The organism is Bacillus sp. FSL K6-2861 (assembly GCF_038630725.1).
Taxonomy (GTDB): domain Bacteria; phylum Bacillota; class Bacilli; order Bacillales; family Bacillaceae; genus Bacillus; species Bacillus velezensis.
The window spans coordinates 3,559,282-3,577,943 of sequence record NZ_CP152037.1 but is presented as its reverse complement, the minus strand read 5'-3'; the positions used below and the strand labels follow the sequence as shown (position 1 = coordinate 3,577,943).

Annotated in this window: 19 protein-coding genes; 18 read left to right on the top strand and 1 reads right to left on the bottom strand. The window is 48.6% G+C overall.

The features are described 5' to 3' along the window. The 3 genes from lgt to NYE62_RS17865 are packed head-to-tail and all read left to right on the top strand — an operon-like array spanning nt 1 to nt 2,011. Complete coding sequence (gene lgt, locus NYE62_RS17875) at nt 1–816, top strand: prolipoprotein diacylglyceryl transferase (protein WP_061890844.1); 816 nt, start codon at nt 1–3, stop codon at nt 814–816. A 25-nt stretch (nt 817–841) separates the two neighbouring features. Further along, a complete protein-coding gene (gene ppaX / locus NYE62_RS17870; protein WP_144664403.1) occupies nt 842–1,492 on the top strand; it encodes a pyrophosphatase PpaX in 651 nt (216 codons plus the stop codon). Between the two features lie 3 nt (nt 1,493–1,495). Beyond that, nucleotides 1,496–2,011, top strand: a complete 516-nt coding sequence (locus NYE62_RS17865; protein ID WP_012118549.1) for an acyltransferase — start codon at nt 1,496–1,498, stop codon at nt 2,009–2,011. A 20-nt stretch (nt 2,012–2,031) separates the two neighbouring features. Here NYE62_RS17865 and NYE62_RS17860 read toward each other — a convergent pair whose 3' ends face one another. After that, the gene (locus NYE62_RS17860) at nt 2,032–2,757 is read right to left on the bottom strand and encodes a C39 family peptidase (RefSeq protein ID WP_031378286.1); all 726 of its coding nucleotides are present in this window, start codon (nt 2,755–2,757) and stop codon (nt 2,032–2,034) included. Nucleotides 2,758–2,998: 241 nt separating this feature from the next. Here NYE62_RS17860 and NYE62_RS17855 point away from each other — a divergent pair, with 241 nt between their 5' ends. The 15 genes from NYE62_RS17855 to trxB all read left to right on the top strand — a co-directional run bounded on the left by NYE62_RS17855 (nt 2,999) and on the right by trxB (nt 18,402). Beyond that, on the top strand, nt 2,999–4,171 hold the full coding sequence (locus tag NYE62_RS17855; protein ID WP_342497099.1) for an ATP phosphoribosyltransferase regulatory subunit: 1,173 nt from the start codon (nt 2,999–3,001) through the stop codon (nt 4,169–4,171). Then, nucleotides 4,164–4,805 (top strand): ATP phosphoribosyltransferase, encoded by a 642-nt coding sequence (gene hisG / locus NYE62_RS17850; protein WP_342497098.1) that lies wholly within the window; start codon nt 4,164–4,166, stop codon nt 4,803–4,805. The genes NYE62_RS17855 and hisG overlap by 8 nt, the downstream gene beginning before the upstream one ends. After that, the gene (hisD, locus tag NYE62_RS17845; protein WP_039253702.1) at nt 4,802–6,115 is read left to right on the top strand and encodes a histidinol dehydrogenase; all 1,314 of its coding nucleotides are present in this window, start codon (nt 4,802–4,804) and stop codon (nt 6,113–6,115) included. The genes hisG and hisD overlap by 4 nt, the downstream gene beginning before the upstream one ends. After that, nucleotides 6,081–6,665, top strand: a complete 585-nt coding sequence (gene hisB / locus NYE62_RS17840; RefSeq protein WP_015240671.1) for an imidazoleglycerol-phosphate dehydratase HisB — start codon at nt 6,081–6,083, stop codon at nt 6,663–6,665. Before hisD ends, hisB begins: the two co-directional genes overlap by 35 nt. Next, the gene (gene hisH / locus NYE62_RS17835; protein WP_335389979.1) at nt 6,666–7,304 is read left to right on the top strand and encodes an imidazole glycerol phosphate synthase subunit HisH; all 639 of its coding nucleotides are present in this window, start codon (nt 6,666–6,668) and stop codon (nt 7,302–7,304) included. Then, nucleotides 7,301–8,038, top strand: a complete 738-nt coding sequence (gene hisA / locus NYE62_RS17830; RefSeq protein ID WP_020956401.1) for a 1-(5-phosphoribosyl)-5-[(5-phosphoribosylamino)methylideneamino]imidazole-4-carboxamide isomerase — start codon at nt 7,301–7,303, stop codon at nt 8,036–8,038. The genes hisH and hisA overlap by 4 nt, the downstream gene beginning before the upstream one ends. After that, the gene (gene hisF, locus NYE62_RS17825; RefSeq protein ID WP_191974032.1) at nt 8,035–8,793 is read left to right on the top strand and encodes an imidazole glycerol phosphate synthase subunit HisF; all 759 of its coding nucleotides are present in this window, start codon (nt 8,035–8,037) and stop codon (nt 8,791–8,793) included. The genes hisA and hisF overlap by 4 nt, the downstream gene beginning before the upstream one ends. Continuing rightward, nucleotides 8,790–9,410, top strand: coding sequence for a bifunctional phosphoribosyl-AMP cyclohydrolase/phosphoribosyl-ATP diphosphatase HisIE (hisIE, locus tag NYE62_RS17820; RefSeq protein ID WP_199022179.1), 621 nt, complete (start codon nt 8,790–8,792; stop codon nt 9,408–9,410). The genes hisF and hisIE overlap by 4 nt, the downstream gene beginning before the upstream one ends. A gap of 211 nt (nt 9,411–9,621) precedes the next feature. After that, nucleotides 9,622–11,391, top strand: coding sequence for an ABC transporter ATP-binding protein (locus tag NYE62_RS17815; RefSeq protein ID WP_007407428.1), 1,770 nt, complete (start codon nt 9,622–9,624; stop codon nt 11,389–11,391). A gap of 88 nt (nt 11,392–11,479) precedes the next feature. Continuing rightward, nucleotides 11,480–12,097, top strand: a complete 618-nt coding sequence (locus NYE62_RS17810; RefSeq protein WP_144664427.1) for a hypothetical protein — start codon at nt 11,480–11,482, stop codon at nt 12,095–12,097. Between the two features lie 36 nt (nt 12,098–12,133). Then, nucleotides 12,134–12,808: a response regulator transcription factor gene (locus tag NYE62_RS17805; protein WP_342497097.1), complete on the top strand. Its 675-nt coding sequence runs from the start codon at nt 12,134–12,136 to the stop codon at nt 12,806–12,808. Beyond that, entirely contained in the window at nt 12,805–13,866 is a 1,062-nt protein-coding gene (locus tag NYE62_RS17800; RefSeq protein ID WP_020956399.1) for a HAMP domain-containing sensor histidine kinase, read from the top strand. The genes NYE62_RS17805 and NYE62_RS17800 overlap by 4 nt, the downstream gene beginning before the upstream one ends. 115 nt (nt 13,867–13,981) lie before the next feature. Continuing rightward, the gene (locus NYE62_RS17795; protein WP_039253712.1) at nt 13,982–15,436 is read left to right on the top strand and encodes a tetratricopeptide repeat protein; all 1,455 of its coding nucleotides are present in this window, start codon (nt 13,982–13,984) and stop codon (nt 15,434–15,436) included. Between the two features lie 396 nt (nt 15,437–15,832). Continuing rightward, complete coding sequence (locus NYE62_RS17790; RefSeq protein ID WP_007407424.1) at nt 15,833–17,245, top strand: NlpC/P60 family protein; 1,413 nt, start codon at nt 15,833–15,835, stop codon at nt 17,243–17,245. 206 nt (nt 17,246–17,451) lie between these two features. Then, nucleotides 17,452–18,402: a thioredoxin-disulfide reductase gene (trxB, locus tag NYE62_RS17785; RefSeq protein ID WP_007407423.1), complete on the top strand. Its 951-nt coding sequence runs from the start codon at nt 17,452–17,454 to the stop codon at nt 18,400–18,402. Nucleotides 18,403–18,662: the final 260 nt, after the last annotated feature.

The window sequence follows — 18,662 nt, the reverse complement described above, 5'->3', positions numbered from 1 at the left end:
ATGAACGAAGCAGGAACACCAATCAATCCGATTGCCTTGCAGCTCGGGCCTTTATCCGTGCACTGGTACGGGATCATTATCGGCGCGGGTGCGTTATTAGGGCTTTGGATGGCCATGAGGGAGAGTGAAAAGCGGGGGCTGAAAAAGGACATTTTTATTGATCTTGTTCTTTTCGCCATCCCGATCGCAATCATTTGCGCACGGGCATACTATGTGCTTTTCGAGTGGAGCTATTACTCGGAACACCCCGGGGTAATCATTAAAACCTGGAAAGGCGGCATCGCGATTCACGGCGGATTGATCGGCGCGATCGCAACGGGAATCGTCTTTTCAAAAGTAAGAGGGATCTCATTCTGGAAGCTGGCGGATATTGCCGCGCCGAGTATTCTGCTCGGCCAGGCCATCGGGCGCTGGGGGAACTTTATCAACCAGGAGGCTCACGGTGAAGCGGTCAGCCGGTCATTTTTGGAAAGTCTGCATCTTCCGGATTTCATCATTAATCAGATGTACATAGACGGACAATATTATAACCCGACGTTTTTGTATGAATCGCTGTGGAGTTTTGCGGGCGTCTTGATTCTGCTTCTGCTCCGCCGCGTGAACCTGCGCAGGGGCAATTTGTTTTTGACGTATGTGATCTGGTATTCGATCGGCAGATACTTTATTGAGGGAATGCGGACGGACAGCCTGATGCTTACGAGCCAGCTTCGGATCGCGCAGGTCATTTCCATTGTGCTGATTGTACTTGCGATTATTTTAATGATTTTCAGACGCATGAAGGGGTATGCCGATAAGCGGTATGCCGACACGGACTGACGCCTGAAATCGGAAAGGACATAAGATGACTGATAAACGTGTAACCGCCATTTTATTCGATCTCGACGGCACGCTGATTGACACGAATGAACTGATTATCGCTTCTTACCTTCATACGCTTGATCATTATTGCCCGGGGCAGTTCAAAAGGGAAGATGTGCTTCCGTTTATCGGCCCGCCTCTGTATGAAACGTTTTCAGGCATTAATGCTGAAAAGTGCGATGAGATGATCAGCATGTACAGAGCATTCAACCATGAAAAGCACGATGAGCTCGTCACGGAGTACGAAACGGTTTATGAAACGCTGGATGAATTGAAAAAAGCGGGCTATCAGCTCGGGATTGTCACCACGAAGCTGAGGGATACAGTCAATATGGGATTGAAGCTGACAGGCATCGGGGCGTTTTTCGATACTGTCGTCACGCTTGATGATGTAAAGCATCCGAAGCCTGACCCCGAGCCTGTGCGGCTTGCTCTCAGCCGGCTTGGGTGCGGTTCGTCGGAAGCCATAATGGTCGGTGACAATTATCACGATGTCATGGCGGGAAAAAACGCCGGCACGAAAACAGCCGGCGTCGCGTGGACGATTAAAGGCGCACAGACGCTTTCCGCCTATGAACCCGATTATATGCTCGAAAAAATGAGTGATTTATTGCACATCACCGGAGTGAAGTAATCCGTGAGAAAAACAGACCGCCATCCGGTTTCAGGTGCAAATTCATTGTGGCATGTTTATCAGACGGTCCCCTTTCTGAAGGTGATGAAAAATTTCATCATCATTCAGATCGCAAGGTATACGCCGTTTTTAAGCGTGAAAAACTGGCTGTACCGAACCTTTTTGAAAATGAATGTCGGAAAACAGACGTCATTCGCGCTGATGGTGATGCCGGATATCATGTTTCCCGAAAAAATCACTGTCGGAAAAAACAGTATCATCGGCTACAATACGACGATTTTGGCTCATGAATATTTAATACATGAGTACCGGACCGGTTTTGTCACAATCGGTGACGAGGTGATGATCGGGGCAAACACAACCATTCTGCCCGGCGTCACCATCGGGAGCGGAGCCGTTGTATCAGCCGGCACGCTGGTGCATAAAGATGTCCCGGCCGGGGCGTTTGTCGGAGGAAATCCGATGCAGGTGATCTATACGGACGAAGAAATGAAAGAACGAATGGGAAAACCCCGCTGATTAACGTCAGCGGGGTTTTTTTATGACTTGATCACAATGGCCTGGCTGCCCATCTGCTTCCAGGCTTTTTCAAAGTCAGATCGGTTTGTTTTTCTGTTTTTATAGCCGTAAGGATCATTAACGTATACATAATCGTGATCATAACCGGTAACGGCTACGCTATGCATGCTGAACGTAATGTCGATTTTTCCGTTCGGCGTATTCCAAGTCTGCATATTATCAACCGGCTTAAAGGATGTGGTGGTAATCACCCAGACCGGCCGCCCTTTTTCAAGCTGGCGGTACACTGAAGAAATGTCTTTTCCCGTCAGGTCGTATACTTTGTTTCCCGCATATTCTTTGGCAAGTTTATCAATCGGCTCATGATAAACGCCTAAACCCGGGCCGTTTTCCATATCTCCGGCAAATCCTTCATTCGGATCTCCCTTCAGCCCGCTGCTGTATGTGAGCGGAACTTTATTGATTTTATCCGCCAATGTATTTTTTGACACATGATATCCGGCATTGTTCAAAATCATGGCAAGGCTTGTCACCTCACAGCCATTGTACAGTCTGGGAGAATCCATCTGTCTGTACAGAACGACATTCAGCGGTGACGCACTCCCTTTTAACGGTGTTTTCTCATCAGGCTCGTCGGACTGCTGATTGAAAAAATTCAAATGAATATCGTTTGTATAGATGTTATATCCCAGATAGACAAGGACGGCTGTCAGAATCAGCACACATAATGTTCCAAGCGTCTTCATTATCAATTCTTCTCCCTTGTTTCTGTTGAAGCTATTCTATGTATTATAGCACTTCTGCTCAATATGATTCGATCGTTCCGATATGTTTACAGGTTTGTTCATTCTTTAGCCATGTTTATGGAAAAGAGTAGGCGGACATTGGGCGTTGCAATTCATTCTTTTATCTGCTAACATATTATCATATTAGCGAACTAAAGGATTCGGAATTTTCCTTCAGACAAAGCGGAGGTGTAAAAGGCAAATGTTTATGTTTGAGAAACCGCATGGCATGAGAGATACGCTGCCCGGTTTATACGAAGCAAAGAAAAAAGTCCGTTCCACACTGACGGATTTAATTGATAAATGGGGTTATCAGTTTATGGAGACGCCGACCCTTGAATTTTATGAAACAGTAGGCGTCCAGTCAGCCATTGAAGAACAGCAGCTGTTTAAGCTTCTCGATCAGGACGGAAAAACGCTTGTGCTTCGGCCTGACATGACCGGACCGATTGCCAGGGTGGCGGCGTCTAAGCTGCACAAACACAATCATCCGCTCAGAGCGGGGTACGCGGCAAGCGTCTATCGCGCTCAGGAGCGGGAAGGCGGACGTCCGGCCGAATTCGAACAGGTCGGCGCGGAGCTGATCGGCGACGGATCAACAAGCGCGGACGCTGAGGTGATTGCGCTGGCGGCCGGCGCTTTGAAAAACGCGGGATTGCACCGGTTTAAAATCGCGATCGGCCATGCCGGACTCGCTGATGAGCTGTTTGTCGAGGTTCTGGGCAATGCTGAGCGGGCGGATGTTCTGCGGCGCTTTCTCTTTGAGAAGAATTACGTGGGATACAGGGAACATGTCAAATCGCTTCCGCTTTCTTCAATAGACAAAAGCCGGCTGCTCGCACTTCTGAAATTGCGAGGCGGGAAAGAGATCTGCGCCAAAGCGGAGGAGATCATCGGCATCTCCGGACAAAGCTTGATTCAGGAGCTGGAAGACCTGTGGGACATTCTTGAGGATTACGGATGTGCCGAGCATATTCGCCTTGATCTGAATATGGTAAGCCATATGAGTTATTACACGGGAATTTTATTCGAAGTGTATGCGGCAAATGTCGGTTTTGTCATCGGAAGCGGCGGACGCTATAACAATCTTCTCGGCCATTTCGGCAGTCCCGCTCCCGCCACGGGTTTCGGGCTCCGTATCGACAGGCTGATTGAAGCGCTCGGCATCCAGGAAGAAACTAGTGAAGCGGACGCCGTGATTTTCAGCAAGGAGCAGCGGGCGCAGGCCATTTTATTCGCGGAGGAAGAAAGGGCGAGAGGCAGAAAAGTCGTTCTGCAGGATCTGGCGGGCATTGAAAATATCGATCATATGACAAAATCATTTGCAAACGTCACATACTTTATCGGTGCCAGAAAGGAAGAGCAGAATGGGTAAGGTACTCACAATGGCAATGCCAAAAGGACGGATATTCGAAGAAGCGGCCGGGTTGCTGCGGCAGGCCGGGTACAGGCTGCCCGAGGAGTTTGAAGAATCGAGAAAGCTGATCATTGACGTTCCTGGAGAAAATCTCCGCTTTATTCTGGCAAAGCCGATGGATGTGACGACTTATGTCGAACATGGCGTCGCTGATGCCGGTATTGCCGGAAAGGATGTCATGCTTGAGGAAGAGCGTGACGTGTATGAGGTGCTCGATCTGAAAATCAGCAAATGCCATCTCGCCGTTGCGGGGCTTCCCGGAGCTGATTGGAACGGAGTCGCCCCGAGGATTGCGACGAAATATCCGAATGTTGCGTCAAGTTATTTCAGAGAGCAGGGCGAGCAGGTGGAAATCATTAAGCTGAACGGTTCGATTGAATTGGCGCCTTTAATCGGGCTTGCTGACAGAATCGTAGATATCGTATCAACCGGGCGGACATTAAAGGAAAACGGTCTCGTTGAATCAGAACATATTTGTGACATCACATCGCGTTTTATCGTCAATCCGGTCAGCTACCGCATGAAGGATGATGTAATCGACAAAATGGCGGCCAGGCTGGCCAGGGTTGTGGAAGGAGAAACGGCACAATGAAAATAACCGCAGTAAAAAGAAGCGAGCGGTTTTCACTGAAGCGTTCCATCGACAGCGGAACCGAAGAGCAGCGGAAAACCGTCAGGGAGATTATTGAAGACGTCAGACAAAACGGTGACAAAGCCGTTTTAGCCTATACAAAAACATTTGACGGCATCAGCCTGAACCAAATGGCCGTGAGTGCAGAGGAAGTCACCGAGGCGTACCGTCTGCTTGATGATCAGCTGCTGGAAGTGATCAGACAGGCGATTGCCAATATTAAAGAATATCACGAACGCCAGCTGCAATCCTCGTGGTTTTACCATCGCAAAGACGGCTCGATGCTCGGGCAGAAAATAACGGCGCTCGATTCCGCGGGCGTATACGTGCCGGGCGGGACGGCCGCTTATCCGTCTTCCGTTTTAATGAATGTCATCCCCGCTCTCGCTGCGGGAGTGGAACGGATCGTTCTCGTCAGTCCTCCGGGAAAAGACGGCCGCCTTTCGCCGGGCGTTCTGGCGGCGGCGTCTGAGCTCGGCATAAAGGAAATTTACAAAGCGGGAGGCGCGCAGGCGATTGCCGCGCTCGCTTACGGAACCGAAACGATACAGCCTGTTGATAAGATCACGGGCCCCGGCAATATATTTGTAGCACTCGCGAAGCGCGAAGTCTTCGGCGTTGTGGATATTGACATGATTGCCGGGCCCAGTGAAATCGTGGTCCTGGCAGACGATACGGCGGTGCCCAAAGAAGTCGCCGCTGACCTGCTTTCACAGGCCGAACACGATACGCTCAGCTCAAGCGTGCTTGTCACCGACTCACGGAAGCTTGCCGAAGCCGTATCAGATGAGGTGAATAAACAGCTTCAGACGCTGCCGCGCAAAGAAATCGCCGAAGCGTCGATCAGGGATCACGGCCGCATTTATATTACGGAATCGATGGAAGATGCAGTGGACACGGTGAATGCGCTGGCGCCCGAGCATTTAGAAATCATGACGCATTCGCCGGAGGCTTTGCTTGGAAGCATCAGACACGCGGGGGCGATTTTCTTAGGACGATACAGCGCTGAACCGGTCGGCGATTATTTTGCCGGACCGAATCACGTTTTGCCGACAAACGGAACGGCGCGGTTTTCAAGCCCGTTGAATGTAACAGATTTTCAAAAGAAATCGAGCATCATCTCATACAGCCGGAAGGCATTTGAAACACACGCGGACAGCATTTCCGCCTTCGCGAGACTGGAAGGGCTTGAAGCGCACGCAAGATCGATTGAAGCGAGAAACGGAGGAATGACCGATGAGAAAAGCGGAACGCGCCAGAACAACAAATGAGACGGATATTAAGCTGGCTTTCGAAATAGACGGAGAAGGAAAAGCCGACATCAGCACGGATGTGCCGTTTATGACTCATATGCTTGATTTGTTCACAAAGCACGGGCAATTCAATTTAACTGTTGACGCAAAAGGCGATACGGAGATAGATGATCACCACACGACTGAAGATATCGGCATCTGCTTAGGGCAGGCTTTTTTGGAGGCGCTCGGTGATAAAAAAGGGATCAAACGGTACGGATCAGCGCTAGTACCGATGGACGAAGCGCTCGCCCAAGTCGCCGTAGACCTGAGCAACCGGCCGCACCTTGAGATGCGCGGCGCATTTCCGCAAGCGAAAGTCGGAACGTTTGATACCGAGCTGGTACATGAATTCTTATGGAAACTGGCGCTGGAAGCGAGAATGAATCTGCACGTCATCGTTCATTACGGCACGAATACGCATCATATGATAGAAGCCGTGTTTAAGGCGCTTGGCAGAGCGCTGGACGAAGCGTCATCCATTGATCCGCGCGTCAAGGGCGTGCCATCTACGAAAGGAATGCTGTAAATGATCGGTGTAATTGATTACGGTATGGGCAATTTATTCAGCGTGTCGAAGGCGCTGGAACGCGTCGGCGTCCCGTATGTCGTATCAGACCGGCCGGAAGAGCTTGAAAAAGCGGATGCTTTTATTCTCCCCGGTGTCGGATCATTCAGTGACGCCATGGACAATTTACGCAGCGCGAAGCTTGATCAATTCATACACCGTATGGTTGACAAGGGGAAGCTGCTCCTCGGCATCTGCCTCGGCATGCAGCTCATTTTCGAAGAAAGCACCGAAAACGGCTCTGCAAAAGGACTTGGTTTATTAGCCGGAAAAGCTGTGAGACTCAAAGACAGAGATGTCGAAGGAAACAAGCTGAAGGTGCCGCATATGGGCTGGAACCGGCTGACGTTTCACCAAACGTCTCCTTTGCTTTCGGAAGCGGAAGAAGGCTTCGTTTACTTTGTCCATTCCTATTATATAGACGGGATGGAAGACGGCGATCTTCTGGCAAGCGCTGAGTACGGCGTTCGTGTTCCGGCGGTCGTCGGGAAACGCAATGTCTTCGGTGCACAGTTTCACCCGGAAAAAAGCGGTACGGCCGGAATGGCGATCTTAACGCAATTTACAAAAATGGCAGCGGAACAGAAGGTGAAGAAATGAACGCTTTTACATTATATCCGGCAATCGATATGAGAAACGGCAAATGCGTCCGCCTCATCCAAGGCGATTACGGCAAGGAAACGATATACGGTGACTCTCCTTTAGACATGGCGGCGCAATTTGCAAACGAAGGTGCCGAATGGATTCATCTCGTGGATCTTGACGGCGCGAAAGCAGGCAGGAAAGTAAACGACAGGCATGTTCTTGACATTGCGCGGCAGCTTGATGCCAAAGTCGAGATCGGCGGCGGGATCCGTTCTGAAGCGGATGTGTACGGTTATTTATCACAAGGTGTTGATCGCGTCATTCTCGGCAGCTCGGCCGTTTCCGATCCGGCATTTGTGAAGAGCATGCTGAAACAATACGGCGGCAAAATCGCGATCGGCCTTGATGCAAGAAACGGATATGTCTCGACGGAAGGCTGGCTGGAAACATCCTCGGTAAGGGCGGCCGATCTGGGCCGTGAATTGGCGGCCGAAGGAGCGGAAACCTTCATTTTCACGGATATTGCAACTGACGGCATGCTGTCAGGACCGAACATCGAAAGCACCGTTCAGCTCGCAAAAGCAACGGGAAAAACCGTCATCGCTTCAGGCGGAGTCAGCTCAGTCGCCGACCTCAAAGCACTGGCCCGCTTCAAAGACGCCGGCGTATCGGGAGCGATTATCGGAAAAGCGCTGTATACAAAACAATTTACATTAGCCGAAGCGCTCAGCGGGGTGAAGGACGCATGATCACGAAACGAATCATTCCGTGTCTCGATGTGAAAGAAGGCCGCGTCGTCAAGGGCATACAATTTCTCGGGCTGAAAGATGCGGGCGATCCTGTCGAGCTGGCCGAAGCCTACGACAGGGAGGGTGCTGACGAACTTGTTTTTCTCGACATTTCCGCCTCTCACGAAGGCCGCAAGACGATGACAGACGTCGTAGAACAAGTTGCGGCAAAACTGGCGATTCCGTTTACGGTCGGCGGCGGAATCAATCAATTAAGCGATATGAAACGAATGCTTCGCGCCGGCGCTGATAAAGTATCCGTTAATACAGCGGCCGTCCTCCGCCCCGAGCTGATTACGGAAGGAGCAGATTTTTTCGGCTCGCAATGCATCGTCGCGGCGATTGACGCAAAGTATGATGAAGATTCGGATTGCTATAAAGTGTACACACACGGCGGCAGAAAGAAAACCGAGTGGGAAGTCACGGCCTGGGCAAAAGAAGCCGTCAGCCGGGGAGCGGGTGAAATCCTGCTGACAAGCATGGACGCAGATGGTGAGAAAACAGGCTTTAATCATACGCTCACACAGCTTGTCACACGTGCCGTCCCGGTGCCCGTCATTGCGTCAGGGGGAGCCGGCAGCGCGCGCCATATGCTTGAAGCCTTCACAGTCGGTGAAGCGGACGCCGCGCTTGCAGCTTCCATTTTCCATTACAAAGAGACATCTATAAAAGAAGTGAAAGATTATATGAAGAAACACGGGGTGAATGTGAGATGAAACGGGCAGATGAACTGCGGTTTGACGAGGCCGGACTGATTCCCGCCATCGTGCAGGATGCGGCAAGCAAAGAAGTACTGACACTGGCTTATATGAATCGTGAATCCTACGAAAAAACGATAGAAACGAAAGAAACCTGGTTTTACAGCCGTTCACGCGGGGAGCTGTGGCATAAAGGAGCGACGTCGGGGAATACCCAAATGGTGAAAGCCATCCGCTATGATTGCGATCAAGATGCCCTCATCGTGCTTGCGGAGCCTTCAGGACCCGCATGCCATAAGGGAAGTTACAGCTGCTTTTCTCCGGAAAAAGCGGACGCGCAGGATCGTTTCGGCATCTTAAATGAACTGGAAAGCGTAATCGCCAAACGGCAGGCGGAGATGCCTGACGGAGCCTACACAACGTATCTGTTTCGGGAAGGCGTCGATAAAATCCTCAAAAAAGTCGGCGAGGAAGCCGCAGAGGTTATTATCGCCGCGAAAAACCGCGACCATGAAGAATTAAAATGGGAAGCAGCGGATTTGCTGTATCATTTGCTCGTTCTTCTGCGTGAGCAGTCGCTTCCTTTGGACGACGTGCTTGACGTCCTTGCGAAACGCCATTCAGCATCTGAGTAAAACAAACCTCACGGAGAGATCCGTGAGGTTTTTAATCTGTCAAACTTAAACATTCAATTAAATATTCCTTATTTCCGCAACCGGAGGCAGATGAATTTGATAATATTGACTAATAGAGTTTATTTTGGTTTTTATTAAAAATATACGTTTTGTTCATATTCCGTTCATGCACATCCGTTATAGTATAAACAGTGATATAGGAGGAAAACATATGCCGAATAAACAACCAAAACCTAAAGGGAAATTCAGCTCATTCTTTTCATTAGTCAAAAAAACAAAACCATCATACGGTATGCTGGCCTTCGCGCTGTCTCTCAGTATTGTGACAACGCTCGTCAGCCTGCTGATTCCGCTGTTGACAAAGCAGCTCGTTGACGGCTTTTCCATGTCGTCGCTGTCAGGCGTGCAAATCGGAATCATCGCAGCCGTGTTTATCGTACAGGCCGCATTAAGCGCCTACGCCACCTACGCCCTGAACTACAGCGGCCAGAAAATCATCTCGGGACTGCGTGATTTGTTGTGGCAGAAATTAATTAAACTGCCCGTCTCTTATTTTGACAAAAACGCCACAGGAGAAACGATCAGCCGTGTCACCAATGACACAATGGTGGTAAAAGAGCTGATCACAAACAATATCAGCGGATTTATTACCGGAATCATTTCCGTTATCGGGTCACTGACGATCTTATTTTTCATGAACTGGAAGCTCACATTGCTCGTGCTGATCGTCGTGCCGCTGGCTGCGGTGATTTTAGTGCCGATCGGCCGGAAAATGTTTAAAATTTCTCGGGAAACACAGGATGAAACGGCGAGATTCACCGGATTATTAAACCACATCCTCCCGGAAATCAGGCTTGTAAAAGCGTCAAACGCTGAAGAAGCGGAATACGGACGCGGAAAAGCAGGCATCATGGCACTCTTTAAACTCGGGCTGCGTGAAGCGAAGGTGCAGTCGCTCGTAGGTCCGCTTATTACACTTGTATTAATGGCGGCGCTGGTCGCTGTCATCGGGTACGGCGGGATGCAGGTGTCATCCGGTGAATTGACAGCCGGCGCACTCGTTGCCTTTATCCTGTATTTGTTTCAGATCATTATGCCGATGGGCCAGATCACTTCATTTTTCACACAGCTTCAAAAATCCGTCGGCGCAACGGAACGGATGATTCATATTCTTGCAGAAAAAGAAGAAGATATCCAAACCGGAAAAGCCATTGAAAACGCGGATCAGCCGATTAAGCTCGAACAAGTCTCATTCGGCTACAAAACAGATCAAACCATCTTAAAAGACATTACGGCTACAATTGAGGCCGGCAAAGTCACCGCGATCGTCGGACCGAGCGGCGGCGGGAAAACAACGTTATTTAAGCTGCTTGAACGATTCTACAATCCGACTGCGGGCAGCATCCTGCTCGGAAATGAACCGATTGATGCGTATTCCCTTGAGTCATGGCGGGAGCATATCGGCTACGTGTCGCAAGAAAGCCCGTTAATGTCAGGCACCATCCGCGACAATATCTGCTACGGATTAAAACGCGAGGTGACCGATGAGGAACTGAGGCAAGCAGCTGACATGGCCTACGCCCTGCAATTTATTGAAGACTTACCGAAGAAATTTGAAACCGAGGTCGGTGAGCGGGGGATTATGCTGTCAGGCGGACAGCGCCAGCGCATCGCCATTGCCAGAGCGCTCCTTCGCAACCCGAGCATTCTGATGCTTGATGAAGCGACATCAAGTCTGGACAGCCAATCTGAAAAATGGGTGCAGCAGGCGCTGGAAGTTCTAATGGAAGGCCGCACCACCATCGTGATTGCCCACCGTTTATCCACGGTTGTGGATGCAGATCAGCTTCTCTTTGTCGAACAGGGTGAAATCACCGGACGGGGCACACACCATGAATTAATGGCATCCCATTCGCTGTACCGCGATTTTGCGGAGCAGCAGCTGAAGCTGAATGCCGACTTAGAAAACAAAGCTGTGTAAAGCAAGACTTTATGAATAAAAAGCAGCTGAAAAAGCTGCTTTTTATTTTGCAGCCGGAGTCCTGTTCATTGGAAGCGAGGGTTAAATGATGAAAAAACGCACAAAGATTTTTTATTGTCACGCGGCCTTACTGCTCGTATTCATGACTGCCGGGTGTATGGGCGGTAACGATGAAGAGCCGAGCCATTCTTCAAGTCCGGCCGGAGAAAGCAGTGGCATCAACAAGGCTGAAACAGCATCAGCGGCAGAAAAAAAAGAACCCGTAAACAAAGATTCACATCACATCTCTGCGGACAAAAGCGAACCGGACAACATGTCGGCAGACGATTCTCCTCTGCAAATTGAATATGCCCGCATCTGGCTGCAGCTTGGGGAAAATCAGCAGATAGATGAATTGAACGTTCGCCGCATTCCGGCCGGAGCACTCGTCAATCCTGACGATCATACGAGCGCCCGCTATCCGGAAGATGTTACGCAGTTAGCAGGCTCCCGGTTAATCGATGGGTCAGTCACTTACAGCAGCAATGGTGACGGCACCATTCAGGTATACAATGTTCCTTTGCGCTGGGAGTCTCGTGAAGATACTGATCAAGGCGTAATGAAAGAAGTGACGGAGGAAATGATCCGCCATACAAAAAAAGTGTCTGTCGATACAGGAGACAATGAAAAAATAAGACGGTTAATAGACATCATGTCGATTCATTAAAAGAAGACAGGCAAAAAAGCAGAAGGAGGGATTTTCATGGCTGTCATATTGGTTGCGGATGATGACCGCCATATCCGTGAGCTTGTCCGCCTTATGATGGAGCAGAGCGGTTTTGACGTCGCAGAAGCGGAAGACGGGGAAGCGGCGGTGCGGCTGATCGAATCAGCACCTATAGATCTCATCATACTGGATGTGATGATGCCGAAAATGGACGGGTTTGAAGTCAGTGAAGCCGTCCGCAGCTTTACGGACATTCCGATTTTGATGCTGACGGCAAAAGGCGAAACGCTGGACAAAGTGCAAGGTTTTACTTCCGGAGCGGATGATTATCTCGTCAAACCGTTTGAGCCGCTTGAGCTGGAAGCAAGGGTCAAAGCATTGCTGAAACGGTACCGGATCACCGCTGAAAAACTGCTGACCATCGGAACGGTCACATTAGATAAGCAATCCCGCACCGTAACGCGCGGCGGAGCGGGATTGACACTGCCCCGGCGTGAATTTGAGCTTTTATTTAAGCTCGCCGGTTATCCGAATAAGACGTTTTCAAGAGAACAATTAATAGAAGATATTTGGGGCTTTGATTATGAAGGTGACGAGCGGACGGTTGATGTGCATATTAAAAGGCTGAGAGAACGGTTTCCGGAAAAAGACTATCCGTTTGCCATCCATACGGTGCGGGGGCTCGGCTATCGGTTTGTGGTGACGGAATGAAACGGATCTTCAGAACGGCTGGAAAAATCATCATCCTTCTCACCGTCACCGCATTCTTATGGCTGGCGGCTCACCTGATCGTTCAGGGATTCGGTCTCATATGGCCGATTTTGCTTGTGCCCTACGCCGAGCAGATTCTGACGCTTTGGCTTGTTTTCGGCCTGCTGTTTATAACGATGTTTATCTTTTCAAAGTCAGCACGCGAAAGGCATCATGCGATCTGGGATTCGCTGACCGCCACGATCAAGCAAATGTCGAGCGGCAACTTCACAGCGGCCGCTTCCCGGAAAATGGAGAAGATTGAGCGGAACCACCCCGTGACGAAATTGGCTGATGAACTGTCGACACTCGCCGCGGAACTGAGTGAAATGGAAAAACTGAAACAAGAATTTATTTCGAACGTTTCCCATGAAATCCAAACCCCGCTTACTTCATTAAAGGGCTACGCGCATCTCCTGAAAAAACCGGATTTATCATATGAGGAGCGTGGGCGCTACTTACACATCATCGAAACAGAAACAGAACGATTATCAAAAATCAGTGAAAATCTGCTGAAGCTCACTGCGCTCGAACGCCAAACCGAACCGATACAAAAAAAACCGTTCCGCATTGACAAACAGCTGCGGCGCACCATATTGACCTGTGAGCCTGAGTGGTCCGCCAAACAGATTGAGTTTCTCATTGATTTACAGGAGTCGTATGTGTACGGAGATGAAGCGCTGCTCAGCCAAGTATGGATGAATCTGATTCACAATGCCGTAAAATTTACCGGTGAAGGCGGCCGCATTTCCGTTAAAATTGCAGATCTGCCGGGAGCGGCGGCTGTCGAAATCGCCGACGACGGAATCGGAATGGAGCCTGAACAGGCGGAGCGTGTATTTGAACGGTTTTATAAAGCGGATAAGGCGAGAAATGCAGGAGGAAGCGGGCTCGGCCTGTCCATCGCCCAAAAAATCGCAGAGCTGCACGGCGGTTCGATAGAGGTTGAGAGCAAGCGCGGCGAAGGAACCCTTTTCCGCGTCATTCTTCCAGCCGAGCCTCGTGAAAAAAACAGCTAAAATCTGGTCGAACCAGCCAGTAAAAAACGAAGCCGATCCTGTCTTTTGAACTATTGAGGCGAAACCGTTTTATGGTATACTACTGACGGTAATACGTATAAAACGGAGGATATTTGTGGGAAAACACACTTCTGAACAGAAAAAGCACGCGCAAATTGTCCAGCTGCTTCAGGATGGACAATATTTTTTTCATAAAGGCTTAAAAGCATATAGAGAGCGGAATTTAAAACGGGCCAGCAAACTGATTCAGCGGGCCGTCCACCTTGAGCCGAATGATTCCGAAATGCTGTCCCGGCTGGCCGTCATTTATTCTGAAATGGGCCACTACCAGCAGTCAAATGAGCTGTTCGACTTTATTTTGGTGAACCTGAAAGAAGAAATGCCCGAGTGTCATTACTTTAAAGCGAATAATTTCGCGCATTTGGGACTCTTTCAGGAAGCATACAAAGAAGCGGCGGCTTATTCAGATGCCGATCCGGACGGGGAATTCAGCGAAGAGATTGAAAGTCTGATGGAGCTTTTGGATTTCGGCGAAGCGGGTGAAAACGAATCGCTCTATGACCAGGATGAACTGCTGATCAGGCAGGATCGGGCAAAAACGCTTCTTGAGAGCGGCCAGCTTCATGAAGCGGTTGTCATGCTTGAAGAGATTACGGCCGATTACCCCGAGCTTTGGTCCGCATACAACAACCTGGCGCTCGCTTACTTTTACTCAGGCAATGTCACAAAAGCGAAACAAACGGTATTCGAAGTGCTTGAGAAAAATGAAGGCAATCTCCATGCCCTGTGCAACCTCCTTGTATTCTGCTATTACGAGAGGGAAGATGAAAAAGTCGGAGAATTGAGCGGAAAACTCGCCAATGTGTATCCGATTTTATTCGAACAGCGCTATAAGCTGGGGGCGACGCTTGCACTTGTCGGCAGACATGATCTCGGTTATAAATGGCTCCGTTCTCTTTACAAAAGCGGGTTTGAAGGCGACGAAACGTTTTATTACTGGCTTGCCGCTTCAGCCTACGGGACAGGCCGCACAGAATTTGCGGAAACCATTTGGAAAAAGGCCGAAGCCGAATTTCCCGAATCAGATCGGCCCGCGCCTTGGGCGGAGCGGCAGGAACCGCTGCCTGCTTCACTTGAACAGCGGCTTGCCGCCTATTATATCAGCAGCGCTGAAGGAGAGCGGAACCAGCTTGAAAAAGTTCTGACGGCAAAACGCGCCGTTTCACCGTTTGAACAAGATTTCGTCAGACTGCTGCTTTCCGGTGAAAAAGGCGCTTCAGGCGTCTCCGGTGATGCGCTGTTCACGTATCGGACGGTCAAGCTGCTGGAGAAAGCGGAAGCCGACAGTTTAAAAACTGACGTCATGAGCTGCTGGGTTTTTCACGTCATTCAGCACATCCGCGCCGCCGCTGCCGTACAGAATGAGCGGGCGTGGGCAGCAGCCATCGCATATGTATGGAAAGAAGCAAACGGCGAAAAAACGACGAAAAAAGAAACGGCAGCCGTTTACGGTATAACGCCGGCAACACTTTCGAAATACATCAGACAAATAGACGATATATTAGAATAAAACCGATTCTTTCTATATAAAGAGTCGGTTCTTTTTTTATCAGAAAGGGGCAAAACAGAACTTTACCGCCGAATAAAGAGGTATTCATACGTATTTTTTTGCTTTTCGAATCGAAATCAGGCCGTAATCACCGTTTATTTTGCAAAATATGAGATTTGCAATCACATTGAAATATAACTGTAATAAAAATTGTCGAAACATGATGGTATAATGAGTCTCGTACATAAGAGATTAGTTTATTTTACATGTGCTGTATAATCTATACCAATTTAAAAGATTTAAAGATTCATACATAAAAATCATCAGCCTCACGGGTATGTGAGGGAGCGTAACTTTGATGTTCATAATAGAATTCCAAATGAGAACAGGTTTAAAGTAAAAGGGAGGAAAGAAAAAGTGAAAAAGAGTTTATTAACACTTGGTTTGGCTTCCGTCATCGGGACAAGCAGTTTTTTGATCCCGTTTACAAAAACTGCATCGGCGGAAACATTAGACAGCAAAAAAGCAAAAATTGAAAGCAAGCAATCTGAGGTGGCTTCAAGCCTTGAAGCAAAAGAAAGAGAATTGTCTAAGCTTCAGGACAAGCAGGCTAAGATTGAAAAAGAACTGAAAGACATTAACGCTAAAGCGTTGGATACAAGCAATAAAATCGAAGATAAAAAAGCTGAAAACGAAAAAACGAAAAAGCAGATCGCTGATTTGAAAAAAGAAATTAAAGAAACAGAAGCGCGTATTGAAAAACGCAATGAAATCCTGAAAAAACGCGTTCGTTCTTTACAGGAAAACGGCGGTTCTCAAGGATACATAGATGTTCTTTTAGGGGCGACAAGCTTCGGAGACTTCATTTCCCGTGCGACTGCGGTATCTTCTATCGTTGATGCGGATAAAGAGCTGATCAAACAGCAGGAGCAGGATAAAGCGAAACTCGAAGACGCAGAAGCTGAACTTAACGTGAAGCTGAAAAAAGTTCAAGATGATCTTGCGAAACTCGAGTCTATGCAAAAAGACCTGAACAAACAGCTTGATCAGAAAGACAAGCTTTTCGACGAAGCGAAAAACGGTCAGAAAAAAGCGGCTTCCGCTATCTCTGATCTGAAAAAAGAAGCATCAAAGCTTGCAAACGAAAAAGCTGATACTGAAAAAGAACAGAAGCGCATTAAAGCTGAGCAGGCTGCAGCGGCTGCCCTGATCAAAAAACAGGAAGAAGCGCAAAAAGCTTCTGAAGACCAAAACCAAAAAGATGACAGCCAGCCGGCACCGGCGGTTAAAACTGTGAAAAAAGCGGCTGTTTCAACATCATCTGATTCATCTGACAGCTCAAGCAAACCGAAGAGCACTTCAGGCGGATCATCTCATAACAGCGGCGGTTCAGATGATTCTGACGGCGGATCTGTTATTTCAAATTCAGGCGGTATTGAAGGCGCGATCAGCGTAGGATCAAGCCTTGTGGGTCAATCCCCGTACAAATTCGGCGGCGGACGCACTCAATCTGATATTAACAACCGTATTTTTGACTGCTCTTCATTCGTACGCTGGGCTTATGCTAACGCAGGCGTTAATCTCGGACCTGCAAGCGGCACAAACACAGATACATTAATCGGAAGAGGTAAGGCAGTAAGCGCGTCTGACATGAAACGCGGAGACTTAGTATTCTTCAACACGTATAAAACAAACGGCCACGTCGGCATCTACTTAGGTAACGGAACGTTCCTGAACGATAATACATCACACGGTGTATCCATTGATTCTATGAGCAATCCTTACTGGAAGAAAGCATTCAACGGCAATGTAAGACGTGTCGTGCAATAATGAATAAGACAAGGGCCTTCTATCCCGGAAGGCTCTTTCTTTATTTGTATACCCGCTCAGGAGCTGCCTAATCACGGTTTTTCAGAAAAATGAGCAAAAAAATAGCGAATTGCCTTCAGATTTAATAGGATATGGGTAAGGAATACGATTGATGGGGATTCTTAGTCATATAGGGTGCGCCCCATTTCGAAAAGGAGTGAATCATGGTGTCAGAAGAAAAAATTTATGATGTGATCATTATCGGCGCGGGTCCGGCGGGGATGACCGCTGCTGTTTACACATCACGAGCGAACTTATCCACATTAATGATCGAAAGAGGAATTCCGGGCGGCCAGATGGCCAACACGGAGGATGTTGAAAACTATCCGGGTTTTGAAAGCATTCTCGGCCCTGAACTTTCTAATAAAATGTTTGAACATGCGAAAAAATTCGGTGCGGAATATGCGTACGGCGATATTAAAGAAATCGTTGACGGCAAAGAATATAAAACGGTCAAAGCCGGTTCAAAAGAATATAAAGCGCGCGCCATCGTCATTTCTGCCGGAGCGGAATACAAAAAGATCGGTGTTCCCGGCGAAAAAGAACTGGGCGGCCGCGGCGTATCGTACTGCGCGGTTTGTGACGGCGCGTTCTTTAAAAATAAAGAGCTTGTCGTTGTCGGCGGCGGAGACTCCGCCGTTGAAGAAGGCGTCTATCTGACACGCTTCGCTTCAAAAGTCACCATCGTTCACAGACGTGACAAATTGCGGGCGCAAAGCATTCTTCAGGCGCGTGCCTTTGACAATGAGAAAATTGACTTCAAATGGAACAAAACCGTAAAAGAAATCCATGAGGAAAACGGAAAAGTCGGCAGACTTACTCTTGTGGACACCGTGACGGGAGAAGAAGAAGAATTCAAAGCTGACGGCGTCTTTATTTATATCGGTATGCTTCCGCTTTCTAAACCGTTCGAGAACTTGGGCATCACAAATGAAGAAGGCTACATTGAAACAAACGCTCAAATGGAAACAAAAGTTCCAGGCATTTTCGCCGCGGGAGACATCCGTGAAAAAACGCTCCGCCAGATCGTAACGGCGACAGGCGACGGAAGTATTGCGGCTCAAAGCGTTCAGCATTATGTGGAAGAGCTTGAGGAAACGCTCAAAACCGTTAAATAATCACTGTAATGTTCAGTTTTTGAATCGTTACTGTGTTTTAATTACGCTGTAACACGGGTGAAATACTGATGTTTTAAGATGAATGTAGTAATTGACCCCCTTTTTAATGAATACACTTTGGCACGGATTCCAGTATCCGTGCCCTTTTTTTGCGATTTTCTGTTTTCTGTCAAATAAAAGAAAAGGATGTCGGTGTCTCTGCATTGTGAGAGACATGCCGAAACGGTATAATGAAGAGACGATGATTTGTTGAGAAGGTT

Coding starts and splice junctions, on each gene's coding strand:
- NYE62_RS17810 (WP_144664427.1), top strand. CDS start 11,480: ATGAAAAAACGCACAAAGATTTTTTATTGTCACGCGGCCTTACTGCTC.
- lgt (WP_061890844.1), top strand. CDS start 1: ATGAACGAAGCAGGAACACCAATCAATCCGATTGCCTTGCAGCTCGGG.
- NYE62_RS17815 (WP_007407428.1), top strand. CDS start 9,622: ATGCCGAATAAACAACCAAAACCTAAAGGGAAATTCAGCTCATTCTTT.
- ppaX (WP_144664403.1), top strand. CDS start 842: ATGACTGATAAACGTGTAACCGCCATTTTATTCGATCTCGACGGCACG.
- hisD (WP_039253702.1), top strand. CDS start 4,802: ATGAAAATAACCGCAGTAAAAAGAAGCGAGCGGTTTTCACTGAAGCGT.
- hisF (WP_191974032.1), top strand. CDS start 8,035: ATGATCACGAAACGAATCATTCCGTGTCTCGATGTGAAAGAAGGCCGC.
- hisH (WP_335389979.1), top strand. CDS start 6,666: ATGATCGGTGTAATTGATTACGGTATGGGCAATTTATTCAGCGTGTCG.
- hisIE (WP_199022179.1), top strand. CDS start 8,790: ATGAAACGGGCAGATGAACTGCGGTTTGACGAGGCCGGACTGATTCCC.
- NYE62_RS17805 (WP_342497097.1), top strand. CDS start 12,134: ATGGCTGTCATATTGGTTGCGGATGATGACCGCCATATCCGTGAGCTT.
- hisA (WP_020956401.1), top strand. CDS start 7,301: ATGAACGCTTTTACATTATATCCGGCAATCGATATGAGAAACGGCAAA.
- NYE62_RS17860 (WP_031378286.1), bottom strand. CDS start 2,757: ATGAAGACGCTTGGAACATTATGTGTGCTGATTCTGACAGCCGTCCTT.
- hisB (WP_015240671.1), top strand. CDS start 6,081: ATGAGAAAAGCGGAACGCGCCAGAACAACAAATGAGACGGATATTAAG.
- NYE62_RS17855 (WP_342497099.1), top strand. CDS start 2,999: ATGTTTATGTTTGAGAAACCGCATGGCATGAGAGATACGCTGCCCGGT.
- hisG (WP_342497098.1), top strand. CDS start 4,164: ATGGGTAAGGTACTCACAATGGCAATGCCAAAAGGACGGATATTCGAA.
- NYE62_RS17800 (WP_020956399.1), top strand. CDS start 12,805: ATGAAACGGATCTTCAGAACGGCTGGAAAAATCATCATCCTTCTCACC.